At 54.5% G+C, this 22,262-nt stretch carries 20 protein-coding genes and 1 pseudogene; 16 read left to right on the forward strand and 5 right to left on the reverse strand.

Translation table 11 applies throughout. From position 1 onward, the window contains the following. Positions 1-21 precede the first annotated feature (21 nt). Positions 22-630: a superoxide dismutase gene (locus AWJ19_RS09495; protein WP_054943040.1), complete on the reverse strand. Its 609-nt coding sequence runs from the start codon at positions 628-630 to the stop codon at positions 22-24. 598 nt (positions 631-1,228) lie between these two features. On the opposite strand from AWJ19_RS09495, the gene AWJ19_RS09500 reads away from it, so the two are divergent. The 6 genes from AWJ19_RS09500 to folE all read left to right on the forward strand — a co-directional run bounded on the left by AWJ19_RS09500 (position 1,229) and on the right by folE (position 5,287). Next, entirely contained in the window at positions 1,229-1,648 is a 420-nt protein-coding gene (locus AWJ19_RS09500) for a GNAT family N-acetyltransferase (RefSeq protein ID WP_068723222.1), read from the forward strand. Positions 1,649-1,853: 205 nt separating this feature from the next. Continuing rightward, a complete protein-coding gene (gene lepB / locus AWJ19_RS09505; RefSeq protein WP_082707797.1) occupies positions 1,854-2,471 on the forward strand; it encodes a signal peptidase I in 618 nt (205 codons plus the stop codon). A gap of 51 nt (positions 2,472-2,522) precedes the next feature. Then, the gene (queG, locus tag AWJ19_RS09510) at positions 2,523-3,716 is read left to right on the forward strand and encodes a tRNA epoxyqueuosine(34) reductase QueG (RefSeq protein ID WP_068723223.1); all 1,194 of its coding nucleotides are present in this window, start codon (positions 2,523-2,525) and stop codon (positions 3,714-3,716) included. Further along, positions 3,709-4,284: a methylated-DNA--[protein]-cysteine S-methyltransferase gene (locus AWJ19_RS37570; RefSeq protein WP_347231097.1), complete on the forward strand. Its 576-nt coding sequence runs from the start codon at positions 3,709-3,711 to the stop codon at positions 4,282-4,284. The genes queG and AWJ19_RS37570 overlap by 8 nt, the downstream gene beginning before the upstream one ends. A gap of 102 nt (positions 4,285-4,386) precedes the next feature. After that, on the forward strand, positions 4,387-4,641 hold the full coding sequence (locus AWJ19_RS09520; RefSeq protein WP_068723224.1) for a YneF family protein: 255 nt from the start codon (positions 4,387-4,389) through the stop codon (positions 4,639-4,641). A gap of 52 nt (positions 4,642-4,693) precedes the next feature. Continuing rightward, the gene (gene folE / locus AWJ19_RS09525) at positions 4,694-5,287 is read left to right on the forward strand and encodes a GTP cyclohydrolase I FolE (RefSeq protein ID WP_068723229.1); all 594 of its coding nucleotides are present in this window, start codon (positions 4,694-4,696) and stop codon (positions 5,285-5,287) included. 131 nt (positions 5,288-5,418) lie between these two features. On the opposite strand, the gene AWJ19_RS09530 is transcribed toward folE, so the two are convergent. Together AWJ19_RS09530 and AWJ19_RS09535 are read right to left on the reverse strand one after the other, a co-directional pair. Continuing rightward, positions 5,419-6,603, reverse strand: coding sequence for a Fe-Mn family superoxide dismutase (locus AWJ19_RS09530; protein ID WP_068723231.1), 1,185 nt, complete (start codon positions 6,601-6,603; stop codon positions 5,419-5,421). 155 nt (positions 6,604-6,758) lie between these two features. After that, positions 6,759-7,799 (reverse strand): alpha/beta hydrolase, encoded by a 1,041-nt coding sequence (locus tag AWJ19_RS09535; protein ID WP_082707799.1) that lies wholly within the window; start codon positions 7,797-7,799, stop codon positions 6,759-6,761. A 227-nt stretch (positions 7,800-8,026) separates the two neighbouring features. Between AWJ19_RS09535 and AWJ19_RS09540 the strand changes: the two genes are divergently transcribed. Both AWJ19_RS09540 and AWJ19_RS37255 read left to right on the forward strand, forming a co-directional pair. Then, positions 8,027-8,770 (forward strand): IclR family transcriptional regulator, encoded by a 744-nt coding sequence (locus AWJ19_RS09540; protein WP_068723233.1) that lies wholly within the window; start codon positions 8,027-8,029, stop codon positions 8,768-8,770. A gap of 1,766 nt (positions 8,771-10,536) precedes the next feature. Next, a pseudogene (locus AWJ19_RS37255) lies at positions 10,537-10,740 on the forward strand (helix-turn-helix transcriptional regulator); the annotation flags it as partial. A 93-nt stretch (positions 10,741-10,833) separates the two neighbouring features. Here the strand turns inward: AWJ19_RS37255 and acnA are convergent. Continuing rightward, positions 10,834-13,578 (reverse strand): aconitate hydratase AcnA, encoded by a 2,745-nt coding sequence (acnA, locus tag AWJ19_RS09550; protein WP_068723237.1) that lies wholly within the window; start codon positions 13,576-13,578, stop codon positions 10,834-10,836. A gap of 333 nt (positions 13,579-13,911) precedes the next feature. Between acnA and AWJ19_RS09555 the strand changes: the two genes are divergently transcribed. The 8 genes from AWJ19_RS09555 to def all read left to right on the forward strand — a co-directional run bounded on the left by AWJ19_RS09555 (position 13,912) and on the right by def (position 20,814). After that, on the forward strand, positions 13,912-14,940 hold the full coding sequence (locus AWJ19_RS09555; RefSeq protein WP_068723239.1) for an amidase domain-containing protein: 1,029 nt from the start codon (positions 13,912-13,914) through the stop codon (positions 14,938-14,940). A 19-nt stretch (positions 14,941-14,959) separates the two neighbouring features. Beyond that, on the forward strand, positions 14,960-16,051 hold the full coding sequence (locus AWJ19_RS09560; RefSeq protein WP_068723242.1) for a D-alanine--D-alanine ligase: 1,092 nt from the start codon (positions 14,960-14,962) through the stop codon (positions 16,049-16,051). A gap of 56 nt (positions 16,052-16,107) precedes the next feature. Further along, complete coding sequence (locus AWJ19_RS09565; protein WP_039869572.1) at positions 16,108-16,425, forward strand: hypothetical protein; 318 nt, start codon at positions 16,108-16,110, stop codon at positions 16,423-16,425. Next, positions 16,422-17,429: a UV DNA damage repair endonuclease UvsE gene (uvsE, locus tag AWJ19_RS09570; protein WP_068723244.1), complete on the forward strand. Its 1,008-nt coding sequence runs from the start codon at positions 16,422-16,424 to the stop codon at positions 17,427-17,429. The genes AWJ19_RS09565 and uvsE overlap by 4 nt, the downstream gene beginning before the upstream one ends. A 130-nt stretch (positions 17,430-17,559) precedes the next feature. Beyond that, positions 17,560-18,444, forward strand: coding sequence for an inositol monophosphatase family protein (locus AWJ19_RS09575; protein ID WP_068723249.1), 885 nt, complete (start codon positions 17,560-17,562; stop codon positions 18,442-18,444). Between the two features lie 15 nt (positions 18,445-18,459). Then, on the forward strand, positions 18,460-18,753 hold the full coding sequence (locus AWJ19_RS09580; RefSeq protein ID WP_068723251.1) for a hypothetical protein: 294 nt from the start codon (positions 18,460-18,462) through the stop codon (positions 18,751-18,753). Between the two features lie 109 nt (positions 18,754-18,862). Further along, on the forward strand, positions 18,863-20,158 hold the full coding sequence (locus AWJ19_RS09585; RefSeq protein ID WP_241781669.1) for a stalk domain-containing protein: 1,296 nt from the start codon (positions 18,863-18,865) through the stop codon (positions 20,156-20,158). A 98-nt stretch (positions 20,159-20,256) separates the two neighbouring features. Next, on the forward strand, positions 20,257-20,814 hold the full coding sequence (gene def / locus AWJ19_RS09590; protein WP_068723281.1) for a peptide deformylase: 558 nt from the start codon (positions 20,257-20,259) through the stop codon (positions 20,812-20,814). A 70-nt stretch (positions 20,815-20,884) separates the two neighbouring features. Here def and AWJ19_RS09595 read toward each other — a convergent pair whose 3' ends face one another. Then, on the reverse strand, positions 20,885-22,204 hold the full coding sequence (locus AWJ19_RS09595) for a glutamate-1-semialdehyde 2,1-aminomutase (protein ID WP_068723254.1): 1,320 nt from the start codon (positions 22,202-22,204) through the stop codon (positions 20,885-20,887). Positions 22,205-22,262: the final 58 nt, after the last annotated feature.

Here is a 22,262-nt window from a genome sequence, read left to right on the forward strand (position 1 = left end):
GCCGCTTCTGCGGTAAGAGTCTTATTTTGCGCTTTCGTAGCGTTTGCCGACTTCTTCCCAGTTTACTACGTTCCAGAACGCTTTGATGTAATCAGGGCGTTTGTTCTGGTAGTTCAGGTAGTAAGCATGCTCCCATACGTCCAGACCAAGGATTGGTGTAGCACCTTCGCTGATCGGGTTGTCCTGGTTAGGAGTGCTTGTTACAGCCAGCTTGCCGTCTTTAACAACGAGCCAAGCCCAGCCGCTGCCGAAACGGGTAGTTGCTGCAGTAGCGAAATCTTCTTTGAATTTATCGAAGCCGCCGAGCTCGCTGTCAATGGCTGCTGCAAGTGCACCAGTCGGAGCGCCGCCGCCGTTTGGCCCGATAACTTCCCAGAACAGGGTGTGGTTGGCGTGCCCGCCGCCGTTGTTGCGTACAGCAGTGCGGATGGCTTCAGGTACTGCGTTCAGGTCAGTGAGCAGCTCTTCGATGCTCTTGTCTTGCAGTTCAGGCGCCTTTTCCAGAGCGGCGTTCAGGTTCGTCACATAAGTGTTGTGATGTCTGTCATGGTGAATTTCCATCGTCAGAGCGTCGATGTGCGGTTCAAGTGCGTTGTTCGGGTAAGGAAGTGCCGGTAATTGAAATGCCATGGAAAAATCCCTCCTGAGTTTTATGAGAATTTGTATGATAAAGAATTTTGGCGGTCTTGACGTCAAAACCCCTTATTTCCAATACGTCTTATAGGGTATGTAACCACTACGTTATTATTATTAAACCGTATCTGGAAGAAGAATGCAACATTAAACAAACATAAATGTTTAAAAAGTGACAGCTGTGCCAACCTCACGGGAAGTGTAAACACTATGTTAAAGAAATAGATTAACCCGGGAAAATCCTTTTTATACACTGGATTTTACCTTTATCAAGAAAATGTGTAAATTGTTTTAATGAAAGCGCTTGATATAAAGCGCTTACTAAAGAAAAATGGTGATATCGCCAGAAAAGTGTGCTTTAATAGAGTCAAAAGCAGGTATTCCTCGTTTTTTGAACATTGAAGATGTGATCAGCCGTTTACATTCGGTTAATACTTCTTTGACCACGAGAAAAGCTTCTACGTCATGATGGATCCGGCAGCTTCTTCAGATAACATCCATTACTTTTTTTTCATGCTTTTTTTCTGTGTTTATTTTTTGCAGGAACTCCTTCTTTTTGTAACATCCAAGCCATAGAAAAGGGAGATTATAAAGAATGCACGTTCGTTCCTTTCAATTAAGCGACGTTACCCCTGTGACTGAATTGCTGCAGACCGCATTGTCGGAAGAATGTTTCGAGAGCACGATGGAGCCTTTTTCCAGGCAGCTTTCCTGGGATTCCGATCTCATTGTAGTAGCTGAAGAAGAAGGAGAAATTGTCGGTGCGCTGATTGGTACGATTGAAAAGAATCATGGCTGTTATTTCCGCATCGCCATTCATCCCGAATACCGCCGCAGAGGAATCGGCAGAAGTCTGGTTTCGGCGATGGAGAGCAGATTCCAGGCACGCAAGGTTAGCGGTATTTACGTGGCTGTTGATGAGCACAACTCGTTTGCTCTACCCCTGTATGAAGCTATGGGCTATAACGAGAATCAGATTTTCAAATCCGTCCGCAAGCTTAGCATTGTCGGATAAGAACCTTTGCCGTCCGGTATGACGTAAGCGGAAACATTTACTAGAATAGAGAACTTTAACGACTTATATGGTCTGTTCCATTATACTGAAGCATATCTCCCCGTTGTCCGTTGCAAATGGCCGGGAGATATGCTTTTCTATTGTTACGGGCCAAAGCTGCAGCGGCGGCAGTACCGTACCAATTACCGGAGCAAGAGGGTGGCATATGAACGGGGAAACCAAGGAAGAACTCATACGCAGCCGCAAGCAAAGATACCGCTCAGTTACCCATAACGGCTCCAGAAGAACTCCGGTGCAGAGATGGGCCCGCGAGATTCGGGACTGGATGGTCACTGCTGCAATTGTATTTGCAGTCATGTCGCTGCTTAATATATTCGTATTTAATGTCTCGACTGTTATCGGGCAGTCCATGCAGCCGACGCTGTATGAAGGGGAGAAGCTGATTATTAACAAAATCACCCTCAGCTTTGCGGATCCTGGACGGGGCGATATTGTCGTGCTTCATGATCCCAGTATCGGGCCGGACCGGAAGGAATATCTGGTCAAGCGCGTGATCGGGGTACCCGGAGATGTTATAGAAGTAAAGGAGCATCAGCTGTACGTCAATGGCGTATTGGCGGATGAGCCTTATATTGATACGGTTATTCAGGACTCCGATTTCCAGGCGGTGACGGTTGAAGCAGGGACCTATTTCGTAATGGGTGACAACCGCCATGCCGGAGCCAGCAAGGACAGCCGTTATTTTGGTGCTGTTCCGCAGTCCTTCATTGTCGGGAAGGCTGCTTATATCTGGTGGCCCCTGTCCAAGCTGAATGCACTGTAGGCAATACCGGAAAGACCGGCTGAATGATGACCCAAAAAGGAGAACGCGGAAATGAACATCAAGGCCCAATCAGCATATGCTCCGCCGGCTTCCCGGTGGGAACAGCTGAAGGCTGAAATTAAAGAGGCTGCCCCGCAGCTTGGAATTGACGATATCGGGTTCACTACGGCTGACCCCTTCTTATATTTGAAAGACATTCTTCAGGATCACCGGGACAAAGGCTATGAATCCGGCTTCGAGGAGCAGGATCTTGAGAAGCGGACAGTTCCGGCCCTGAAGGATGGCGTGCCTAAATCTATCATTGCAATTGCTGTAGCCTATCCGTCCAAAATGGAAAACCCGCCCAAGTCGGAGCCGGGGGCGCGGCGGGGAATTCTGGCCCGGGCCTCTTGGGGCCGGGACTATCATCAAGTGCTGCGTGAAGCGCTGGCGAAGCTTGAAGAATTCATCCGCGAGCGTGTCCCGGAAGCCGTGCTTGAGAGTATGGTCGATACGGGAGTGCTGGTTGACCGTGCGGTAGCTGAACGGGCCGGAATCGGCTTCAGCGGCAAAAATTGTGCGGTCATTTCACCCGAGTGGGGATCATGGATTTATCTGGGTGAGATGGTCACGAGTATTCCGTTCCCGCCGGATACACCTGTAGAGGACGGCTGCGGGGATTGCACCAAATGTATTGATGCGTGCCCTACAGGAGCACTTGTCGGACCCGGGCAGCTGAATGCCCAGGCTTGTATTTCCTTTCTGACACAAACCAAAGGCTTTCTGAGTGAGGAATATATGACGAAGATCGGCAACCGCCTGTACGGCTGCGATACGTGCCAGATTGTCTGCCCCAAGAACCGGGGGAAGAGCTGGAATCACCGCCCGGAGCTGCAGCCTGATCCGGAAATCGTCAAGCCGCTGCTGCTGCCGATCCTTGATCTCAGCAACCGGGAATTCAAGGAGAAATTTGGCATGAGCTCGGCAGCCTGGCGCGGCAAAAAGCCGATTCAGCGCAACGCGGTAATTGCGCTGGGGAACTTTAAGGAGACTGCTGCCGTGCCCAAGCTGGCGGAGATTGTTAAGCACGAATCGCGGCCGGAGATGCGCGGTACCGCTGCCTGGGCACTCGGTAAAATCGGCGGCAGTGAGGCATTGGCAGCGGTGGAGCAGGCACTGCAGCGTGAAGAGGATGGCACGGTGCGGGAAATGCTGGACCGCGCACACCGCAGACTGCTGGAGCAGAAGGAGACGGACAGTGAATAAGTACAGCGTGGCGGCAGCCGCAGGTGTAACAACGGTATTTTACAGTGAAATGCCATCATTGATCGGTGACTTGACTTTATGCACAACGGATAAGGGATTGTGTCTGGTCCGGTTCGGTCCGCTTGCCAGGACACGGCCGGATATGGAGAAATGGCTGGCTGCCCGGATGGGCAAGGTGGAACTGCTGCCCGGGGAAGATCAGCTTGCCGGGGCGAAGCACCAGCTTTCAGAGTATTTCAGCGGGCAGCGGCGGGAATTCTCGCTGCCGCTGGATATGCGCGGCACCCCGTTTCAGCTCCAGGTCTGGACAGCGCTGCGCACCATTCCTTACGGGGGGGCAGTTTCTTATAAGGATATGGCGATAGAGGTAGGGAACGCCAAGGCGGTACGGGCAGTCGGCGGAGCCAACAACCGTAATCCTGTGCCTGTAATTGTCCCCTGCCACCGGGTTATCGGTGCTGCTGGTGCCCTTGTCGGCTATGCCGGAGGTCTCGGAATTAAGAGCTGTCTGCTGGAGCTGGAGGCCGGACAGTCAGGAGCCAATCCGGACGGGAACTATCTTTTTTAACGATGGGATTTACCAATTGCTGTCCAGATGTTGAAATGCTATGATAGAATCGCGTGCCCAAGCCGGGCAATGCCGACAATTGAGTACAGAGGTGGACTTTAGATGAATATTGCGTTGCCTATTATTACGCTTGTCGTAGGTCTGATCGGCGGATTTGCCATTGGTGTTTTCTATCTGCGCAGACAAATGACAACGATGCAGAATGATCCGGAAATGCTCCAGAAGGTCGCGAAGCAAATGGGTTATAACCTGAACAACAAGCAGATGCAGCGTGCGCAGCAGATGCTGAAGAACAATAACCAGCCGGGACGGCCTGCACCTGCAGCCAGACAGAAGCAGGGCCGCAAAGGCAGATAAAGGGTTCTCGTAATAGATGATTACAGATACGGGGACGAAAGGGGGAGGCTCTATGGGGGGCATCAAGGAATATGTGAACGGCAAGGTATCTGCGAACCGTGAACAGATCGAGTACCACGTTGCCAGAATATTGGAATTAATCGGTGAAGACACCGGCCGTGAAGGCTTGCTGGATACGCCGGCACGCGTCACGCGGATGTATGAGGAGATCTTTGGCGGTTATTCAGTAGATCCCCGCGAGGCGCTCGGTGTAACATTCGATGAGTCTCATGAAGAGCTGGTCATCGTAAAAGATATTGTCTATTACAGCCAGTGTGAGCATCATATGGCCCCTTTCTTCGGCAAGGTCCATATCGGGTACGTGCCAAGCGGACGGATTGCCGGGCTTAGCAAGCTGGCCCGTCTTGTGGAGGCTGTTAGCCGCCGCCTGCAGGTGCAGGAACGTATTACAGCGCAGATCGCAGACATTATGGCCGAGGTGCTTAGTCCGCACGGCGTGATGGTTGTGGTGGAAGGCGAACATCTGTGCATGTGCGCCCGCGGGGTGAAGAAGCCCGGCAGCAAGACGGTGACTATGGCCACCAGAGGCACCTTCCGTGAAGATGCGGCTGCACGCGCGGAATTTCTGGCCCTGATCAAAGAATAGAACGGGACAGGCTGCAAGGTGCCCCGAATATATTGAAAGCCCGCCCGCACTTCTGTGCCGGACGGGCTTTTTGGTGTGCCTTGCCGGACCTTTTCTAAGGTAATAAGCCTGCTGCGAGCGGCGGGACCGGATTAAAAGGGTTGCCACATCAGCTTGCGGGCAGCGGCATAACGCTCCGAGACATATGGCCAGTTGACCACCTTCCACCAGTCCTTAATATAGTCGGCGCGGTTATTCTGGTGCTTGAGGTAATAGGCATGCTCCCAGACGTCCAGCGCCAGCAGCGGAACAACATCCCATTGTGACAGATTCTGATGCTTCTCCGCGGTCAGGATCTCCAGCCGGCGGCTGCGCGGACTCCAGACAAGCAGGGCCCAGCCGCCGCCCTCCACCTTATTTGCCGCCTCCGTGAACTGGTTCTTGAAGGCATCGTAGCTGCCGAAGCTGCGCTCGATCGCATCCAGCAAGGCACCAGTCGGCCGTCCTCCGCCCTGGGGCGACATAACGTTCCAGAAGATGGTGTGCAGATAATGCCCTGCCCCGTTAAAGGCAAGCTCCCGCTCCCAATGCTTGACCAGATCGAAATCGCCGCTCTTGCGGGCTTCCGCCAGCTTGAGCTCGGCTTTGTTCAGTCCGTCCACATAGCTCTGGTGGTGCTTGTCGTGGTGGATGATCATTGTTTTCTCATCGATGTAAGGCTCGAGCGCATTATAGGCATAGGGCAGCGGCGGGAGGGTGTGGCCGCCCACCGGTACGGTGCCCGGCTCGCGCAGCTCCGGCGGCGGAGCCCCCGGGAACGAAGGTGCAAAAGCATCTTCGGGCTCAGCCCTGAACTGTGGCTGATACAGCTCCGGTTGATCAATAGCGGCTTCCCGCATCAGCCCGGCGACCTGGCCAGGTGCACTCAGCGTTCCGAGTACCGCCAGGAAATACTCCGATTCGCGGATAATGTGCACAATCACAATTCCGGCAAGCGGCTGGGCATTTACCGCCGCACTCGCTTCACGCAAAGCGTACAGCTGGCGGATGAACTCGCGGGACTGGCCGCAGGCGGTGTGGACCAGCTGCTCCGTATCTGCAGCAAGCCCGGTGTGCCCGGCAGGGCCTGCTCCGAGTGAAACCTCCAGCAGGCGCCGCGCGGCCTGCTCTGCAGCGCCAAAAACAACAGCCCATTGATCCAGCAGCTTAACGTAAGGCTCCTCCAGGCGGGGGACAATGGCTTTTATAACCTCGGTGTGCTCCTTCTCCTGGTTTTTCCAGAAAATAATCTCTTCGAGAATACGTACAGGCAGCAGCGGCCCGTAAATATACAGCATGGCTGGCAGACCTCCTGTCTTTGGCTCAATAACGGTTCATTATATGAGCGCGGAAGAGAGAATATGAGGATTACCGGCGGGCCTGTACGCTCACGCAAAAACGTGCAGAGCTGTATAGATACAACTCTGCACGTTTTGTATAGGGGTCATGCCTGCTATTTGCTTGCTGTAGAGGTTTCGCTGCCTTCCATTGACCGGGCCAGCTGCACATTGCCGAGAAAGGCGGAGACACGGCGCAGATACTCGCGCGGATGCTCCCGGAAGAGCAGCTCATGGTGACTGTCCTCAATAATCCAGGAATCGGAGTAAGGATTACTCTGATTGGCTGCCAGCTCCTCGGCAATCGGATAGGGCGCCTTGTCATCCTTCGTGCCGTGCATGAACAGGATCGGAAACGGATAATCCTCTTTTTTTACCTTGGCGTAAGGAATCTGGTTGAGTCCGGTTCCATTCAGCACTGGGAACAGCATCTCCATGATCTCCAGGGAAGGCTGGCGCGGCAGATCAATGTTTTGCTTAATATTATGGTACAGCGTATCCGGCTCCAGCAGGAAGGTGCTGTCCAGTATCATAGCATCGACGTCCTTGGTGACAAGCCCGGCCTGAAGCGCAGTGCCTGCGCCCATCGAAAAGCCCCATACAACAATCTCCCTGGCTCCCCGCTCCTTGGCAAAGTTAATGGCGCCGAGCAGCTGCTGGGATTCTTTTTTGCCGCCGGTGGCAATATCCTTGTTAATCTGGGAAGCGAAGCCGTAATCGAACATGACGACGTTGAAGTTCAGGCTGTGCGCGTAGTGGGCCAAATCATACATTGGAACCCAGGTCTCCTCGCGGTTGGCGCCGTAGCCGTGACTGAACACTATCGTCTTGGTCGAGCCTTCTGAAGGAATGTACCAGCCCTGCATCGTCCGGCTGCCATCCTGTGCCGGGAAGTTAACATCCTCATATTCCAGTCCCTTGGCAATCATAGGTGTGGAATAGAGTGGGGCTACTGTGGGGTTGGACAACACCCAGGCAATATAGCCATGCAGTGCAATGAAGCAGAAGACAAAAAAGAAAAAGACAGATAACAGCAACGCCACAATAATATGTTTGACACGGATCATCCGCAGAGAAATCTGATGCGCTGCACCTGGCTTTTGTTTATCAGGCTTGTGTGAGACCGGCGGGCCGGTACGGAGGGTTGCCAGATCCATATTTTCAACTCCCAAAAAGAATAATTCATATATTTAATCGTAGGTTGATGCCCCTTTAAAGTCAATGAATTAGCCGCTTTTGTAATCTAAATGTAAACTGCGCCCCAGCCTTTTCCGGGGCTGTTATTATGCTGGACTTTCCCTGGAGTTTTGCTCTAAGATAGAGTTGACTATGTAGAATAATGTAACCGGGTTTCATTTAATGAAACAGGTAAGGGGAGAAGACCGTGGAGGACCGGAAACTGACTGTTCGCGCTGTTGAAAGGGCGCTGGATATATTACTTTGCTTTACCCAGGAGAGCGATTTAAGCCTGACGGAAATAGCCGGGAAAATCAGCCTGCACAAGAGTACAGTGCACCGGCTGCTGACAACACTTGAGGAAAAAGGGTTCCTGCTGCGCAATGAAGCGACGGATAAATATAGGCTTGGCATCCGGATCTGGGAACTGTCCACCCACCTGCCGACGCTTGATGAGCCTGCGGTGCTGCTGCTTCCGGCGATGGAGCGGCTGCGTGACCGGCTCGGTGAGACAGTCAGCCTCTATCTGCGCGATGACCTCGAGCGTGTGCGTATCCAGGCTGTCCAGAGCCATCAGGCTATCCGCCGTGTGGCGCAGATTGGAGCCCGGCTGCCGCTGTCTGTAGGCGCCTCCAGCAAGGTCCTTGCCGCCTACGCCCCATCGGAGGTCCAGGTGCGCCTGCTGGCGGACCCTGCCTGGCCGGAGAGCGTCGACCGCAGCCTCTATCTGGAGCAGCTCAGGGAGATCACCCGACGCGGGTATGCGACCAGCTTTGAAGAGCGGGAGCCCGGGGCGGCTGCAGTAGCGGTGCCAATTATAGGCCGCAGCGGCAAGGTGGTCGCGGCACTGTCCCTTTCGGGACCGGTCAGCCGGCTGTCGCGGGAGACGCTGGAGGAATATGCGGTCATTCTGGCAGAAAATGCTGCCGAAATGGGCTTAATGATCGGATAGCCGGGAATCGGCTCTGATCCCGGATTGCCGTTATGAAAGCGGTTAATTTGGTTAAATAAACAGTAAAGCTAAGGCAAAACCGGAGTGAAATGGCAACAGGGGCAACAGCATGCCGGCCTGATCATAAATAGAAAATGAAAAATTGTATCTCCGCCCAAAATGAACTATGATAAAAAGCTATATAGAAAGTAGGAAGTGGCGATAGTATTGCGTATTTATAAGTTCTTTGATAATTCCGGGCATGGGGTGATTCTATGAACACAGGAGTACCCGATTCTTTGATGGAAGAAATGCAGCAGCTGCAGGATATGTTCGCAGCTGCAATGGATCAGGCAATAATGCTCACCGATCAGGAGGGAGGCCTGATTACCCGTCCGGCAGCCGCCTGCGGGCATTACAGAGAAATGCTGGCTTCCCTGCAGGATTCATTCCGGACTAATGAACAGATGCTGCAGCAGCTGGAGGGATTGAGCGATCCCGCCGTTATGGAATGGGTTCCGGGGCTGAATGTTGTAGTTACCCCGCTGGCAGCGGGCTGCGGACAGGTGTATTATTTGTGGTCAGGGTTTTATATGGAGCAGGGCACACGGGAGCGGGTACTGGCGATATTCGACGACCGGATGCGGGAGCATCCTGCATATGAACAGCTGCGGGCCGGCCTTGGTGAACTGCCGGAACTTGGCCGGGAACGGATCGCAGAGCTCAGGAAGAGCAACGCAGCGCTCGGCAGCATCATGTGCAAGCTGCTGTGTCAGACACAGCTGGGCATGGAAGGGGCCCTGCGTCTAAAGGAAGCGGCAGCACAGCTGCAGCATGCCGGGTCGCTCCAGGAGCTGGGGACGCTGCTGCTTGATGTGGTGACGGGTCTGCCCGTCCTGGTGTCTTCGGTACTGGTGCATTTCCAGACCGGGGAGCATGCCGCTCATACATACTATGCGAGGGGCTGGGCACCGGAATCCGGAGAGGACTATGTAAGTGATCTGGAGGCCCGTTATACTCCTCAAGCGTTCCTGTCATCGGCGATAATCCGCGAGGCTGAGGCAAAACAGATTTTGCTCGAATGTCCATTGCTGTCCGGAAATGAATTCAAAGGAGTCCTCTCTGCCGGATTCAGGCAGCGCGGTGAGGCTGAACAGTGGATGATCCAGCTGGAAACCATTGCGGCGATGGCCGGCGCGGCTATCCGCCTGATCGAAAGGGACAGCAGATACTCCAGACAGTCTGAAGTGTTTCTTACTAATTTCCGCGAATTTCTCCAGAATAACAATGCACAGCTGTACTATCTTTCTCTTGATGCTTCGGAGCTGGCCCGTGATTTGTCACGCTATATGGGGCGCCCGGAAGCTGAGGCTGAATTGCTGAGGCGCGCGTGTCTGCTTGCCCCGTTCCGCAGCAATCTTTTGAGCGAGTATGGTTTCTTCCACAGGGAGATTGAGCTGATTGAGCTGGTGGGCCGGCTTCCTCTACAGCATCCGGCGAAAGATAAGCAGGTAATGCCGTTAACGGCTGAGCTGCTTCTGCTTGTTCTGCGGCACATAAGCGGACAGGCGGACCGCGAGCAGCTTGCCGGCCAGCCGCACAAGTGGATTGATCCGTCCCGGTTCGTTCTGGAGCCTGATGCGACAGATGCAGTTGAGGATGAACCGCTATCCTCGTTCCAGCAGTTTCTGCGAAGCCGCATCGATTCCCGGCCCAAGAAACGGGTTGTAAACGGGTCGAGGCTGCTGGACAGTGCGGCGCTTACGCTTTCCAAGGAGGAATGGGGCATATCCCCGCGCGAGGAAGAGGTGCTGGAGCTGATTGTGCACGGCAAAACGAACAAAGAGATTGCCAGCGCCCTGTTCATCAGTGAGCATACCGTCAAAAACCATCTGAGCCGGATTTTCAATAAAATGAATGTGACTGACCGCTCGCAGATCATTGCCCTTATCTATAAACGGATCCTGAATTCGGAACGGATTGAAATCTGACAGGTCGATAAATAAACAGCCCCCGCTGCTTCCAGATGAAGCAGGGGGGCTGTTTTATTTGGTCCGGCCGGCGGGCCGGATTATTCAAGCTGATTATTCTACAGGCAGAGCAGTTTCCGAAGCGGTAGCATCAGCCAGCATCTGGCGGAGTACCGTCTGCAGAATACCGCCATTGCGGTAGTAGTCGATATCCACAGTGCTGTCCAGGCGGGCAATAACCGGGAACTCGAACTGTGTGCCGTCTTCACGGGTAGCTGTAACAGTCAGCTCCTGCCCCGGAAGCACATAGTTGTCGAGGCCGGTGATATTGAAGGTCTCGCGTCCGGTCAGCCCCATGCTGCTCCAGCCGTGGCCTTCTTGGAACTGCAGCGGCAGTACGCCCATGCCGACCAGGTTGCTGCGGTGAATCCGCTCGAAGCTCTCGGCAATAACCGCTTTGACGCCCAGCAGCAGTGTGCCTTTGGCTGCCCAGTCACGCGAGCTGCCTGTGCCGTATTCTTTGCCGGCAATAACGACCAGATTCTGGCCGGCCGACTGGTACAGCATGGAAGCATCGTAGATGGACATGACTTCTTCGCTCGGGAGGAAGGTAGTCACGCCGCCCTCTGTGCCCGGAGCAACTGCGTTGCGGATACGGATGTTGGCGAACGTACCGCGCATCATCACTTCATGGTTCCCGCGGCGCGAGCCGTAGGAGTTGAAGTCAGCGCGTTCCACACCGTGGCTGCGCAGGTATTCCCCGGCAGGACCTGATGTAGAGATATTGCCGGCCGGCGAGATGTGGTCAGTAGTGACGGAATCGCCCAGCAATGCCAGAACGCGCGCATTGTTAATATCCTTGATATCGCCGATACCGTCTGCCAGATTCTCGAAGAACGGCGGATTCTGGATGTAGGTGGAGTTGTCATCCCACTCATACAGCTCGCCTTCCGGTACAGGAATTGCGTTCCAGCGCTCATTGGCGGTGAACACATTCTCATATTTACGGCGGAACATTTCCGGACTGAGCGATAATCCGATCGCCTCACGGATCTCGGCAGATGTCGGCCAGATGTCTTTCAGGAAGACAGGCTCGCCCTGCGGATCATAGCCAAGCGGCTCTGTCTGCAGATCGATATTAACCGTACCCGCCAGGGCATAAGCCACAACGAGCGGAGGTGAAGCCAGATAGTTGGCTTTGACCTGGGCGTGCACGCGGCCTTCAAAGTTACGGTTACCGGATATAACAGCGGCTACTGTCATATCATTGTCAGTGATGGCCTGGCTGACTTCATCCGGCAGCGGGCCGGAGTTGCCGATACAGGTTGCGCAGCCGTATCCGGCCAGATAGAAGCCCAGCGCTTCCAGCGGCTTCAGCAGATCGGCCTTCTCCAGGTATTCGGTAACAACGAGGGAGCCCGGGGTCAAGCTGCTTTTTACATAACCCGGTTTGGTCAGTCCCCGCTCTACAGCCTTCTTGGCGAGCAGCCCCGCACCGAGCATAACGCTTGGGTTGGAGGTGTTCGTACAGCTGGTAATTGCGGCAATAACCACGGCTCCTGTACCCATCTTGCTGGTGGTTCCGTTCTTGTGCTGCACTTCAACCACTTCGGCGATCTTCTCATCGCTGAGGCCGTAGCCGCCTTTATCGACAGGCGTACGGATGATGCCTTCGAAATTCTCTTTCATGTGCGACAGCTCTACACGGTCCTGCGGACGTTTAGGTCCGGCCAGGGACGGAACAACAGACGCCAGATCAAGCTCGATGACATCGCTGAACTGCGGATCAGGTGTATCGGCAGTACGGAACATGCCTTGGGCTTTATAGTAATCCCCGACCAGCTCAACCAGCTCATCCGGACGGCCGGTGCTGCGCAGATAGGCCAGCGTTTCGTCGTCTACAGGGAAGAAGCCGATGGTTGCCCCATATTCGGGAGCCATATTAGCGACAGTAGCACGGTCAGCGAGGCTGATGTTAGCCAGACCCGGGCCGTAGAATTCTACGAATTTGCCGACAACGCCCTTCTTGCGCAGCATCTGGGTAACAGTCAGCGCCAGGTCGGTTGCAGTAGCACCTTCCACCAGGCTGCCGGTAAGCTTGAAGCCTACAACCTCAGGTGTGACAAAATACAGCGGCTGTCCCAGCATCCCCGCCTCAGCCTCAATCCCGCCGACACCCCAGCCGACGACGCCGAGGCCGTTGATCATGGTTGTGTGGGAGTCGGTTCCGACAAGGGAATCCGGATAGACTACGGTTTCACCGTCAACGGTCTTGGTAGCTGCTACGGAAGCGAGATACTCCAGATTGACCTGATGCACAATTCCGGTTGCCGGAGGAACGGCACGGAAATTGTTGAATGCGGTCTGCGCCCAGCGCAGGAAGCGGTAACGCTCTTCATTCCGTTCAAATTCAACGTTCATATTATAATCAAGCGCATCGGCTGTGCCGAATGCATCAACCATGACGGAATGGTCAATAACAAGATCTACAGGAACCAGCGGATTGATCTTCTTAGGGTCTCCGCCAGCTTTCTTGACGGTATCGCGCATGGCTGCAAGGTCGACTACGACCGGTACGCCGGTGAAATCCTGCAGCACGATGCGTGCCGGAATAAACGGAATTTCCTTGTTGCGGTCGATGCCGCCGGACCAGCCGGCCAGCTGCTTCACATGCTCTTCAGTGATGGCACGCCCGTCATATTGGCGGACAGCAGCCTCCAGCAGCACTTTGATAGAAAAGGGCAGGGAGGAAATGTCGCCTACACCTTGTTGTTCGAGGGAATTCAGATCGAAGTAACGGTAAGTTTTGCCGCCTGATTCCAGGCTCTTGGACAGCGAAAAATGGTCCTTGCTTGGCATATATGCGCCTCCTTGTTTCATCTGGTGAAACTCCATTTCAAATTGCTTATATTTAAAGTATAACGGTTACATAGATGAGAGTAAAGTTTTTTTTGCTGTTATTTCTGCCCGGTTTTGTATGGGCTGCAGCTGGTTTTCCGGTGTTGCCGCATATGTTTTTTGTACACTATAACGGGATTTCGCCTGACATTGCAAACGGCCTGTGATAGCGCGAGGGTAAGCTGCCTGTCTGGCGGACCATTTTCCCCGCTCCCGCCTGTTTCCGCCTGTATAGCGGCTCCTTTTCGTTCATATACATAGGACAGCAGCCAAATAGGGAGAGGCGGGTATGAAATGGAGCACGAATGGAAAAAAAGTCTGTACGCTTATGTGGATCTGTTGAATAAAGGTAGGGTCGCTCCGGGATATGCGCAGGTTCAGGGCACCGTAAAGGATGCCCGTTTCCACAAAATGCAGGGTGAGCGTTCGCGCCGCATTGCGCAGTGGTATGAACGGCGCAGCATTACGCCGCTTCGCGGCGAGACCGGGGTGCGGACGCTGCGGACTGTGCGGCAGAACCCCGGTGAGCTTGTAGCCGATGTGGCTCTGCACAGTGCACTTTATTATGAAAAGGGCGGAATTACCCACCGCGAGGATAAAATTGAATCTGAACGGCTGACCTTTGTGCGCACAGGAAGCAGCTGGGAGATCGTGAACATTGAGCGAAGCGTGCCTGAGCGCAATTCCCTGCGGAGGGCAGCTGAGGCGGAACCTGTGGTCCGGCTGTCCAAATGGGGTGAGGTGCTGCGGGAGCCGCAGCCGTCGCAGCCGCTGCTTAACCGCAAGATTCTGCGCGGTACTCCCGGGGCCAGAGAGGTGAGGTACCGCCGGGAGGATGCGGTAGCTTATGCTGACCGGTGGTGGAAGGACGGCAATCCGGAGTTTGAAATTTTTGAGGTGGACTGCACCAATTATGTCTCCCAATGTCTCTTTGCAGGGGGAGCACCGATCAACTATACTGGTAAAAGAGAAACGGGCTGGTGGTACAAAGGCTACAACGGAACCCAGGAATGGTGGAGCTTCAGCTGGGCTGTGTCGGACAGTCTGGAACGGTATTTGAGCGCACAGCGCAGCAGCGGACTCCGTGCAGAAGCCGTGGACCGTCCGGAGCAGCTTAGCCTGGGTGACGTCATCCAGTATGACTGGGACGGCAATGGTCATTACCAGCACAGTACGATTGTTACCGCTTTTGATGCGGAAGGCATGCCGCTGGTGAATGCCCGGACGGTCTCAAGCCGCCACCGCTATTGGGATTACCGTGATTCCTATGCATGGACCGACAGAACAGCCTACCGTTTTTTTCATATTAATGACTACTTATAATTCAGAAAGAGGTTAGGGCATGGGGAACACAAAGTGTACCGTAGGACTGGTGTACGGGGGCAAATCCGGAGAGCATGAGGTATCGCTGCAGACGGCTTTTGCAGTCATGAACGCTTTTGACTACGATAAATATGAAATTATTCCATTTTACATTTCCAAGCAGGGGCTGTGGAAGGTCGGGGAGACGCTAGGTGCCCCATACAGCAGGATTGAGGAGCTGAAGCTGGAAGGACCGGCGGGAGACATGGGCATGGCGCTGAACACGGTTTTCAGCGGGCTGAACGGGGAAGAGAGCATAGTCGATGTCATGTTCCCGCTGCTGCATGGAACCAACGGGGAGGACGGCACCATTCAGGGGCTGTTCGAAATGGCTAATATTCCGTACATCGGAGCAGGAGTTTTGGCTTCCGCAGCTGGGATGGATAAGGTTGTAATGAAGAAGCTGTTTGGTGAAGCGGGACTTGACCAGTGCAAATACTGTTATTTCAGCGCCTCTGCATGGAAACGGAAAGGCCATGAGCTGATTGTCGGAGTAGAGGATAAACTGGGTTACCCGGTCTTTGTCAAACCGGCCAATCTGGGTTCAAGCGTAGGTATTTCCAAAGCATCGGATAAAGAGAGCCTGATCAAGGCTGTTGAATTCGCTCTCCGGTATGATACGAAGGTTATTATCGAGGAATTTGTGGATGCCCGTGAGGTTGAAGTAGCCGTACTGGGTAATGAAGAGCCTGAGGCATCGGTTCCGGGTGAAATCGTCTCTTCCGGTGAATATTATGACTATGCGGCCAAGTACATCGACGGCAAGTCGCAGATGCTGATTCCCGCCCCGCTTGATCCGGAAGTGGCCGACCGTCTGCGTGAAGCGGCGCTGCAGGCTTTCCGGGCCATTGAGGGGAGCGGCATTACCCGGGCAGACTTCTTCCTGCGGAAGTCCGACGGCAAAATTCTGATTAATGAAGTGAATACAATGCCGGGCTTCACCCCTTTCAGCATGTATCCGCTGCTGTGGCGGGAGACGGGCGTGTCTTACCAGACGCTCCTGGACCGTATGGTTGAGCTGGCGCTGGAACGGTATCAGTTCAGACAAGGCCTTAAATACGATAATGAATAATTAATATTAAGCGAAGCGGCGGAGGCAATCCGGCCGGGAAGGAGAATCGAATAGCAATGGGATTTCTATCGGAATTCAATTCAGTCTGCAAGTTCAAGAATGAGCAGGAGCTATACGAACTGCTGGAGTACGGGCGTACCAAGATGGTCAAGCAGGGCTTCCGCGTCTACCCGACCGGCCAGAAGGTGATCGCCTACACGCCTGAGAATGTGGCTGTGGCAATCGTGAAGATTTCCGCCTCGATCGCCGAGATCAATTTTCAGGGCAATGAGGTTACCGCAGTAGAGATGGATCTGGTGCGCAGGCTGAATGAGGAAGAATCACGGGTGCAGACTGCGCTCGCCTATGAGATGTTCTTCGGGGAAGAAAAATGATTGTCCGTTTCGGTTATGTGGCCATGTCGACTGTCATCAAAGACTGCTCACCCTCCAAGACCATGACTATGGCCAGCTTTAACAAGCTGGATGACCGGGAGGCCGGCCTGCGGCGCCTGGAGCAGATCGCCAGGATGAACCTGCATAACACACTGCGCCTCCTGAAGCATAACGTCGGCTCGGAGATCAAGGTGTACCGGCTTACCTCCAAGCTGATCCCGCTCTCGACCCATCCCGACTTGCAGGACTGGAACCCCTTTACGGCGCTCGCCGGGGAGTTTGCCGAAGTCGGGGAATATATTATTAAGCACGGACTCCGGGTATCGTTTCACCCGGATCACTTCACGGTGCTGAGCACGCCCCGCCCCGAGGTGCTGGCCAGCTCCGTCCGTGACCTGCAGTACCATACGGACATGCTGGATGCCCTCGGGCTTCCGGCAACGGCCAAGAACAACATCCATATCGGCGGAGCCTACGGGGACAAGCCTGCAGCGGCAGAGCGCTTCAAAACGCATTTCGCCGGCCTGCCCTCCAGGCTGCAGGAGCGGATGACGCTGGAGAATGACGATAAGACCTTCAATGCTCCGGAGACCTTAGCCGTCTGCCGCCAGCTTGGCCTGCCCATGGTGCTTGATATTCACCACCAGTGGGTGAACAACGAGGGCGAGCTGCCGTGGGAGATGTGGCCGGATATTCTGAGTACGTGGAAGAGCAGGCTTGCCCTGACGGATGTAGGACCTGGAGAGCAGCTCCCGCCGAAGATCCATGTCTCCAGCCCGCGCAGCCCGTCTGATCCGCGCAGCCATGCCGACGGGGTGGAGCCGGCGCCGCTGCTTGCTTTTCTGAAGCGGATTGCCGCGGATACGCCTGCTGTCGATGTAATGATTGAGGCCAAGCTGAAGGACGGGGCGCTGTTCAGCCTGATGGAGGCAATGAAGGAGCTGGCGGAGGCCGGCAACGGGATTACCGTCCTGAATGGAGCCAGCATCAATGTTGAGCCTTAAACAAGGTTAGACTTGATAAGTGCCCTGAAATAGGGTACGTTGAATGAAACTTAAGCGGCAGGGAGTGTGCTTGCTTAACTTGCAGTGTTTCACGGGAGAGCAATCAAGTTCAAGAAAGCGGAGTGAAGAGATGAATCCTTTGAATTCTGATAAACGGAATGAACGGGAGCCCTATGTGGTAACAAGCAAGGGTTATACGGCGGCGGCGATCAACGCTGCAGCCAAAGCGGGGGAATGGATCAAGAGCAGACAGGGACAAGTGAAGGAACTGGGCAGCAAGACGTCGGCACAGGATCTGGTTACTGAAGTTGATAAAGGTGTGGAGCAGATGATCCGGCGGCTGATCCTGACCCATTATCCCGACCATGCCATCCTCGGGGAAGAAGGGGTGACTCCCGGTGCAGATGCAGTCACTGCCGCCCTCGAAGAAGGACGCAAGCATGAATATCTGTGGATTGTTGATCCGATTGACGGGACAACCAATTTCGTGCACGGTTTTCCTTTCTACTGTGTATCGATTGCCCTGGCGATTAACGGGGAGCTGTCGGTTGGGGTTATTTATGATCCGATCCGCGACGAAATGTTCGTTGCCGAGAAGGGCAAAGGCGCTTATATGCATGGTATCCCAACCGCGGTATCCAAGGAGACGGAGCCTGGGTGCAGCCTGATTGCCATGGGCTTTCCGCCGGACCGCACCTTCGCCCAGCCGGCGAATATGGCCGGCCTGCAGCATATTCTGCCGCAGATCCGCGGCGTCCGTGCCGGAGGCTCGGCTGCTCTGCATCTGGCATATGTTGCAGCAGGCCGGGTGGACGGTTATTGGGAAGTCGGCCTGAGCCCTTGGGACTGCGCTGCAGGCGTGCTGCTGGTGCTTGAATCAGGCGGCCGGGTAACCGATACGCTTGGTAATCCTTATGACATCGGTACACGTCATATTGTGGCAAGCAACGGGAAGATCCATGAATTTCTGGTCTCCTCGCTGCAGGAAGCGGAAGCCACGGGATTCAAGCTTTAAGGAGGCAACTGAAGGATGGAAGATTACGATTTGGAGCGCAGGCTGAGTGAAATGCTGAGCGAAATGCTGCAGGAAGGTGAAATGGAGCAGAGCGACCGTACAGCCAAGGAGGTCCGCCAGATTTCGCCCAAATACGAAATCCGGATTCAGACTGCGCATGACCCGATTGTGGAAGAAACCCTGCGGTACCGCAAAATGGCCAGGGAGCTGGATGACCGTTACGACAAATATCTGAAGCGTTCCGGCATTATTGATCATCCGCAGGATAAAGACGGCAAGCCGGCTTCCGGTTCCGGAGGCGGGCAATAACAGAACAGAGCTATGGAGCGGGTTTCCGGTTAACGGGAACCCGCTCTTTTGCTGCAGGCCGTTCAGATGATAGAATGGAATTATAATAATGTAGAGGGGTACGATGCTGATGGCATGGAAAAAACTATGGGCCGCCGGAACAAGCGGCATGCTTCTGTTCACTCTGCTGCTGGGTGCAGGGGCGGAGCAGGCTGATGCTGCTGATACAGCGGCAAGTCAGGGAACAGGGCAGGATGTCTTTCGCATCGTGGCGTTGGGGGATTCAATCACAGCCGGTTATGAGCCGGGGATGACGGATCCGAATACGAAACCTTACGGATATGCAGAGCGGCTGCTGGAGCAGGGCTGGTATCACGGCAGAAGCGCTCTGAACAATTACGGGATTCTTGGTCTGACCTCGGCAGGTTTGCTTAACTATACCGGGGCTATCAAGAACGGCACCGTTATCCCGGCTGACGGCATTCAGGCAGGCCTGCCCGATCCGCGGATCAGCCAGTTTGCGCAGCTGACACCGCAGATCAAGACTGAGCTGGCAGATGCGGATCTGATTACCATTACAATCGGCGGCAATGATGTAAGCAGCCTGTTTCTGAAGGTGAAGGAGCTGCCCTCTGCCGATTTCGAGGCCCAGCTGGAGCAGCGGCTGACGGCATACACCACCAATGTAAAGGCAGCACTGGAGAATATACGGGCGGTCAATCCTGCTGCAACTATATTGCTTGCGGATCAATACCAGCCGGCTCCCAAAATCGCCCTCGGCGCCAATTATGCCACACTAATGGGTGCAGCGGAACGGTTTACGGCAGCTGCGGATAGCGTCACCGCCAGTCTGAATACGTCGGCAGCCCCGGTAGTTACAGCTCATGTTGCTGCCCGGTTTGCCGGAGTAGAGGCATCGCTCACTCATATTATTGGTGCAGGCGCAGCCGATTTTCATCCAACACAATTGGGCTATGAGAAGATCGCCAGAGTATTTGCCGAGCTGGAGTGGGGAGAATACCGTACACCTTCAGCTATAGCAATGACAGGTGCAGGAGCTGCGGCGGCTCCGATGTCGATCGTTGTAAGAGGCGTAGAGCTGAATACCCCAAATAAGCCTATATTGAAGAATGGCCAGAACTTCCTGGCCTTGAAGGATATTCTCAATGCGGTAGGCGCCACGGGTAAATGGGACAACAAAACGTCCAGCGCAACCATTGTATACGGCGGGCGCACGGTGGTCATAACGATCGGGTCCAAGTTTATCAAGGTTAACGGAGTGAACCAGGCGATTGATACCCCGGCATTTCTGCAAAAGGTGGGCAAAGAGGACAAAACGTATCTTCCACTCGCTGCACTCGCTACCGGACTTGGCTTTGATGTGAACTACAGCAGCAAGCTGCGCACGGCATTTATTAATCCATAACCGTAACATTACTTTAAGATAGTGGTTAACCAGCCAAAAGCAAAGGTGGATGAATTGCGTTGTCTAGTACAAAATTCAAGGCAGACTATATCATAACGATGGATGATATTATTCGTGAGGGCGATCCCGTGCTCCGCAGTGTAGCTGCGCCGGTGGAGCTTCCGCTTGGGGCGGAGGACCGTGAGGCGCTTGCATGCATGCTGCAGTTTCTCAAGAACAGTCAGGACCCCGAGCTGTCAGCCAAATATAAGCTGCGTTCCGGCGTAGGGCTGTCTGCGAATCAGATTGGCCTGAAGAAGCGGATGTTCGTAATGTACTCGAAGGATGAAAAAGGCAGAATCGTTGAGCATGCCTGGGTCAATCCGCGGATAATCAGCCATTCGGTCTCTATGGTCTATCTGCCTGAGAGTGAAGGCTGCTTGTCCGTAGACCGGCCGGTGCACGGCTTTGTACCCCGCTATGAAACAGTGAAGGTAAAGGGCTTTGACCTGGAGGGGAAGCCGGTTACCCTGAAATTCAAAGGCTACCAGGCCATCATTATCCAGCATGAAATGGATCATCTTGATGGCGTTATGTTCTATGACCGGATTAATCAGGAGAATCCGTTCAAGCTGCCGCAGGATGTGGAAATCCGCAGCCTGTATGACCTGAAATAGTCATATAAATAACCCGCTGCCTCCCCGGCAGCGGGTTATTTGCATGGAACCGGATATATTAACGGACAGGTTATTTGTTCTCTGCCGCCATAGCCTGGAAGGACGCTTCAGCCGCCTCCAAGGTAGCATCAATATCAGCATCCGTGTGCGCCGTAGTCAGGAACCAGGCCTCGTATTTAGACGGGGCGAGGTTGATGCCGCGGTTCAGCATATGGCGGAAAAAGCTGGCGAACAGCTCGCTGTCCGTATCCTGTGCTTCGTCATAGTTCGTAATCGGATGCTCGCAGAAATGGGTGGAGAACGCGCCGCGGATGCGGTTGATGGTCAGCGGGATGCCGTGGCGGCCGGCCGAGGCCTGCAGCCCTTCGGTCAGGCGGATGGCCAGACGTTCCATTTCATCGTAGACACCCTCTGCGCTAAGCACTTCCAGACAGGCGATCCCTGCCGAGATGGATGCCGGGTTGCCGGCCATCGTTCCGGCCTGATAGGCCGGTCCCAGCGGAGCGACCTGCTCCATAACATGCTTGCGGCCGCCGTAAGCGCCGATCGGCAGCCCGCCGCCGATGATTTTGCCCAGTGCGGTCAGGTCCGGTGTGATGTCCTCATGATTATCAAGACCGGCATAGGTCTGGGTGGAGCCGTAATGGAAGCGGAAAGCGGTAATAACCTCGTCATAAATGACGAGTGAGCCGTTATCGTGAGCCAGCTTGCACAGCCCTTCAAGAAAGCCGGGCTTCGGCATAACCATACCGAAATTGCCGACAATCGGCTCTACCATAACAGCAGCAACATCCTCGCCCCACTTCTCAAGAGCTTCGCGCAGCCCGTCCAGGTCATTGAATGGCACGGTGATGACTTCCTGGGCGATGCTGCCGGGGACACCGGCGCTGTCCGGAATGCCGAGCGTGGAAGGGCCGGAGCCGGCGGCAACCAGCACCAGATCGGAGTGGCCGTGATAGCAGCCGGCGAATTTAACGATTTTGCTGCGTTTGGTGTAGGCACGGGCAACGCGGATAGTAGTCATTACGGCTTCGGTACCGGAGTTGACGAAGCGGACCTTATCCATCGAAGGGATGGCTTCCTTGAGCATCTTGGCCAGCTTGATCTCAAGCTGGGTTGGCGTTCCGTACAATATGCCGTTCTGCGCGGCTTCCGTGATTGCTGCGGTAATATGCGGATGGGCATGGCCGGTAATGATCGGACCGTATGCCGCAAGATAATCAATGTATTCGTTGCCGTCCTCATCCCAGAAACGGGAGCCGTTGGCGCGCTTCATGAATACAGGGGCGCCGCCGCCGACAGCCTTGAAGGAACGGGACGGGCTGTTAACCCCGCCGACAATATGCTGGAGGGCTTCCTGGTATAATTGCTCTGAATTACTGCGGTTCATTAAAATCATCCTTTCATACTGGTTGTGGGGTGTCTTATGTAACCCTGGGCATGGGAAC

Source organism: Paenibacillus sp. DMB5, from assembly GCF_001517085.1.
Taxonomy (GTDB): domain Bacteria; phylum Bacillota; class Bacilli; order Paenibacillales; family Paenibacillaceae; genus Paenibacillus_AQ.

Coding starts and splice junctions, on each gene's coding strand:
- AWJ19_RS09495 (WP_054943040.1), bottom strand. CDS start 630: ATGGCATTTCAATTACCGGCACTTCCTTACCCGAACAACGCACTTGAA.
- AWJ19_RS09500 (WP_068723222.1), top strand. CDS start 1,229: ATGCACGTTCGTTCCTTTCAATTAAGCGACGTTACCCCTGTGACTGAA.
- lepB (WP_082707797.1), top strand. CDS start 1,854: ATGAACGGGGAAACCAAGGAAGAACTCATACGCAGCCGCAAGCAAAGA.
- queG (WP_068723223.1), top strand. CDS start 2,523: ATGAACATCAAGGCCCAATCAGCATATGCTCCGCCGGCTTCCCGGTGG.
- AWJ19_RS09520 (WP_068723224.1), top strand. CDS start 4,387: ATGAATATTGCGTTGCCTATTATTACGCTTGTCGTAGGTCTGATCGGC.
- folE (WP_068723229.1), top strand. CDS start 4,694: ATGGGGGGCATCAAGGAATATGTGAACGGCAAGGTATCTGCGAACCGT.
- AWJ19_RS09530 (WP_068723231.1), bottom strand. CDS start 6,603: ATGCTGTATATTTACGGGCCGCTGCTGCCTGTACGTATTCTCGAAGAG.
- AWJ19_RS09535 (WP_082707799.1), bottom strand. CDS start 7,799: ATGGATCTGGCAACCCTCCGTACCGGCCCGCCGGTCTCACACAAGCCT.
- acnA (WP_068723237.1), bottom strand. CDS start 13,578: ATGCCAAGCAAGGACCATTTTTCGCTGTCCAAGAGCCTGGAATCAGGC.
- AWJ19_RS09555 (WP_068723239.1), top strand. CDS start 13,912: ATGGAGCACGAATGGAAAAAAAGTCTGTACGCTTATGTGGATCTGTTG.
- AWJ19_RS09560 (WP_068723242.1), top strand. CDS start 14,960: ATGGGGAACACAAAGTGTACCGTAGGACTGGTGTACGGGGGCAAATCC.
- AWJ19_RS09565 (WP_039869572.1), top strand. CDS start 16,108: ATGGGATTTCTATCGGAATTCAATTCAGTCTGCAAGTTCAAGAATGAG.
- uvsE (WP_068723244.1), top strand. CDS start 16,422: ATGATTGTCCGTTTCGGTTATGTGGCCATGTCGACTGTCATCAAAGAC.
- AWJ19_RS09575 (WP_068723249.1), top strand. CDS start 17,560: ATGAATCCTTTGAATTCTGATAAACGGAATGAACGGGAGCCCTATGTG.
- AWJ19_RS09580 (WP_068723251.1), top strand. CDS start 18,460: ATGGAAGATTACGATTTGGAGCGCAGGCTGAGTGAAATGCTGAGCGAA.
- AWJ19_RS09585 (WP_241781669.1), top strand. CDS start 18,863: ATGGCATGGAAAAAACTATGGGCCGCCGGAACAAGCGGCATGCTTCTG.
- def (WP_068723281.1), top strand. CDS start 20,257: ATGGATGATATTATTCGTGAGGGCGATCCCGTGCTCCGCAGTGTAGCT.
- AWJ19_RS09595 (WP_068723254.1), bottom strand. CDS start 22,204: ATGAACCGCAGTAATTCAGAGCAATTATACCAGGAAGCCCTCCAGCAT.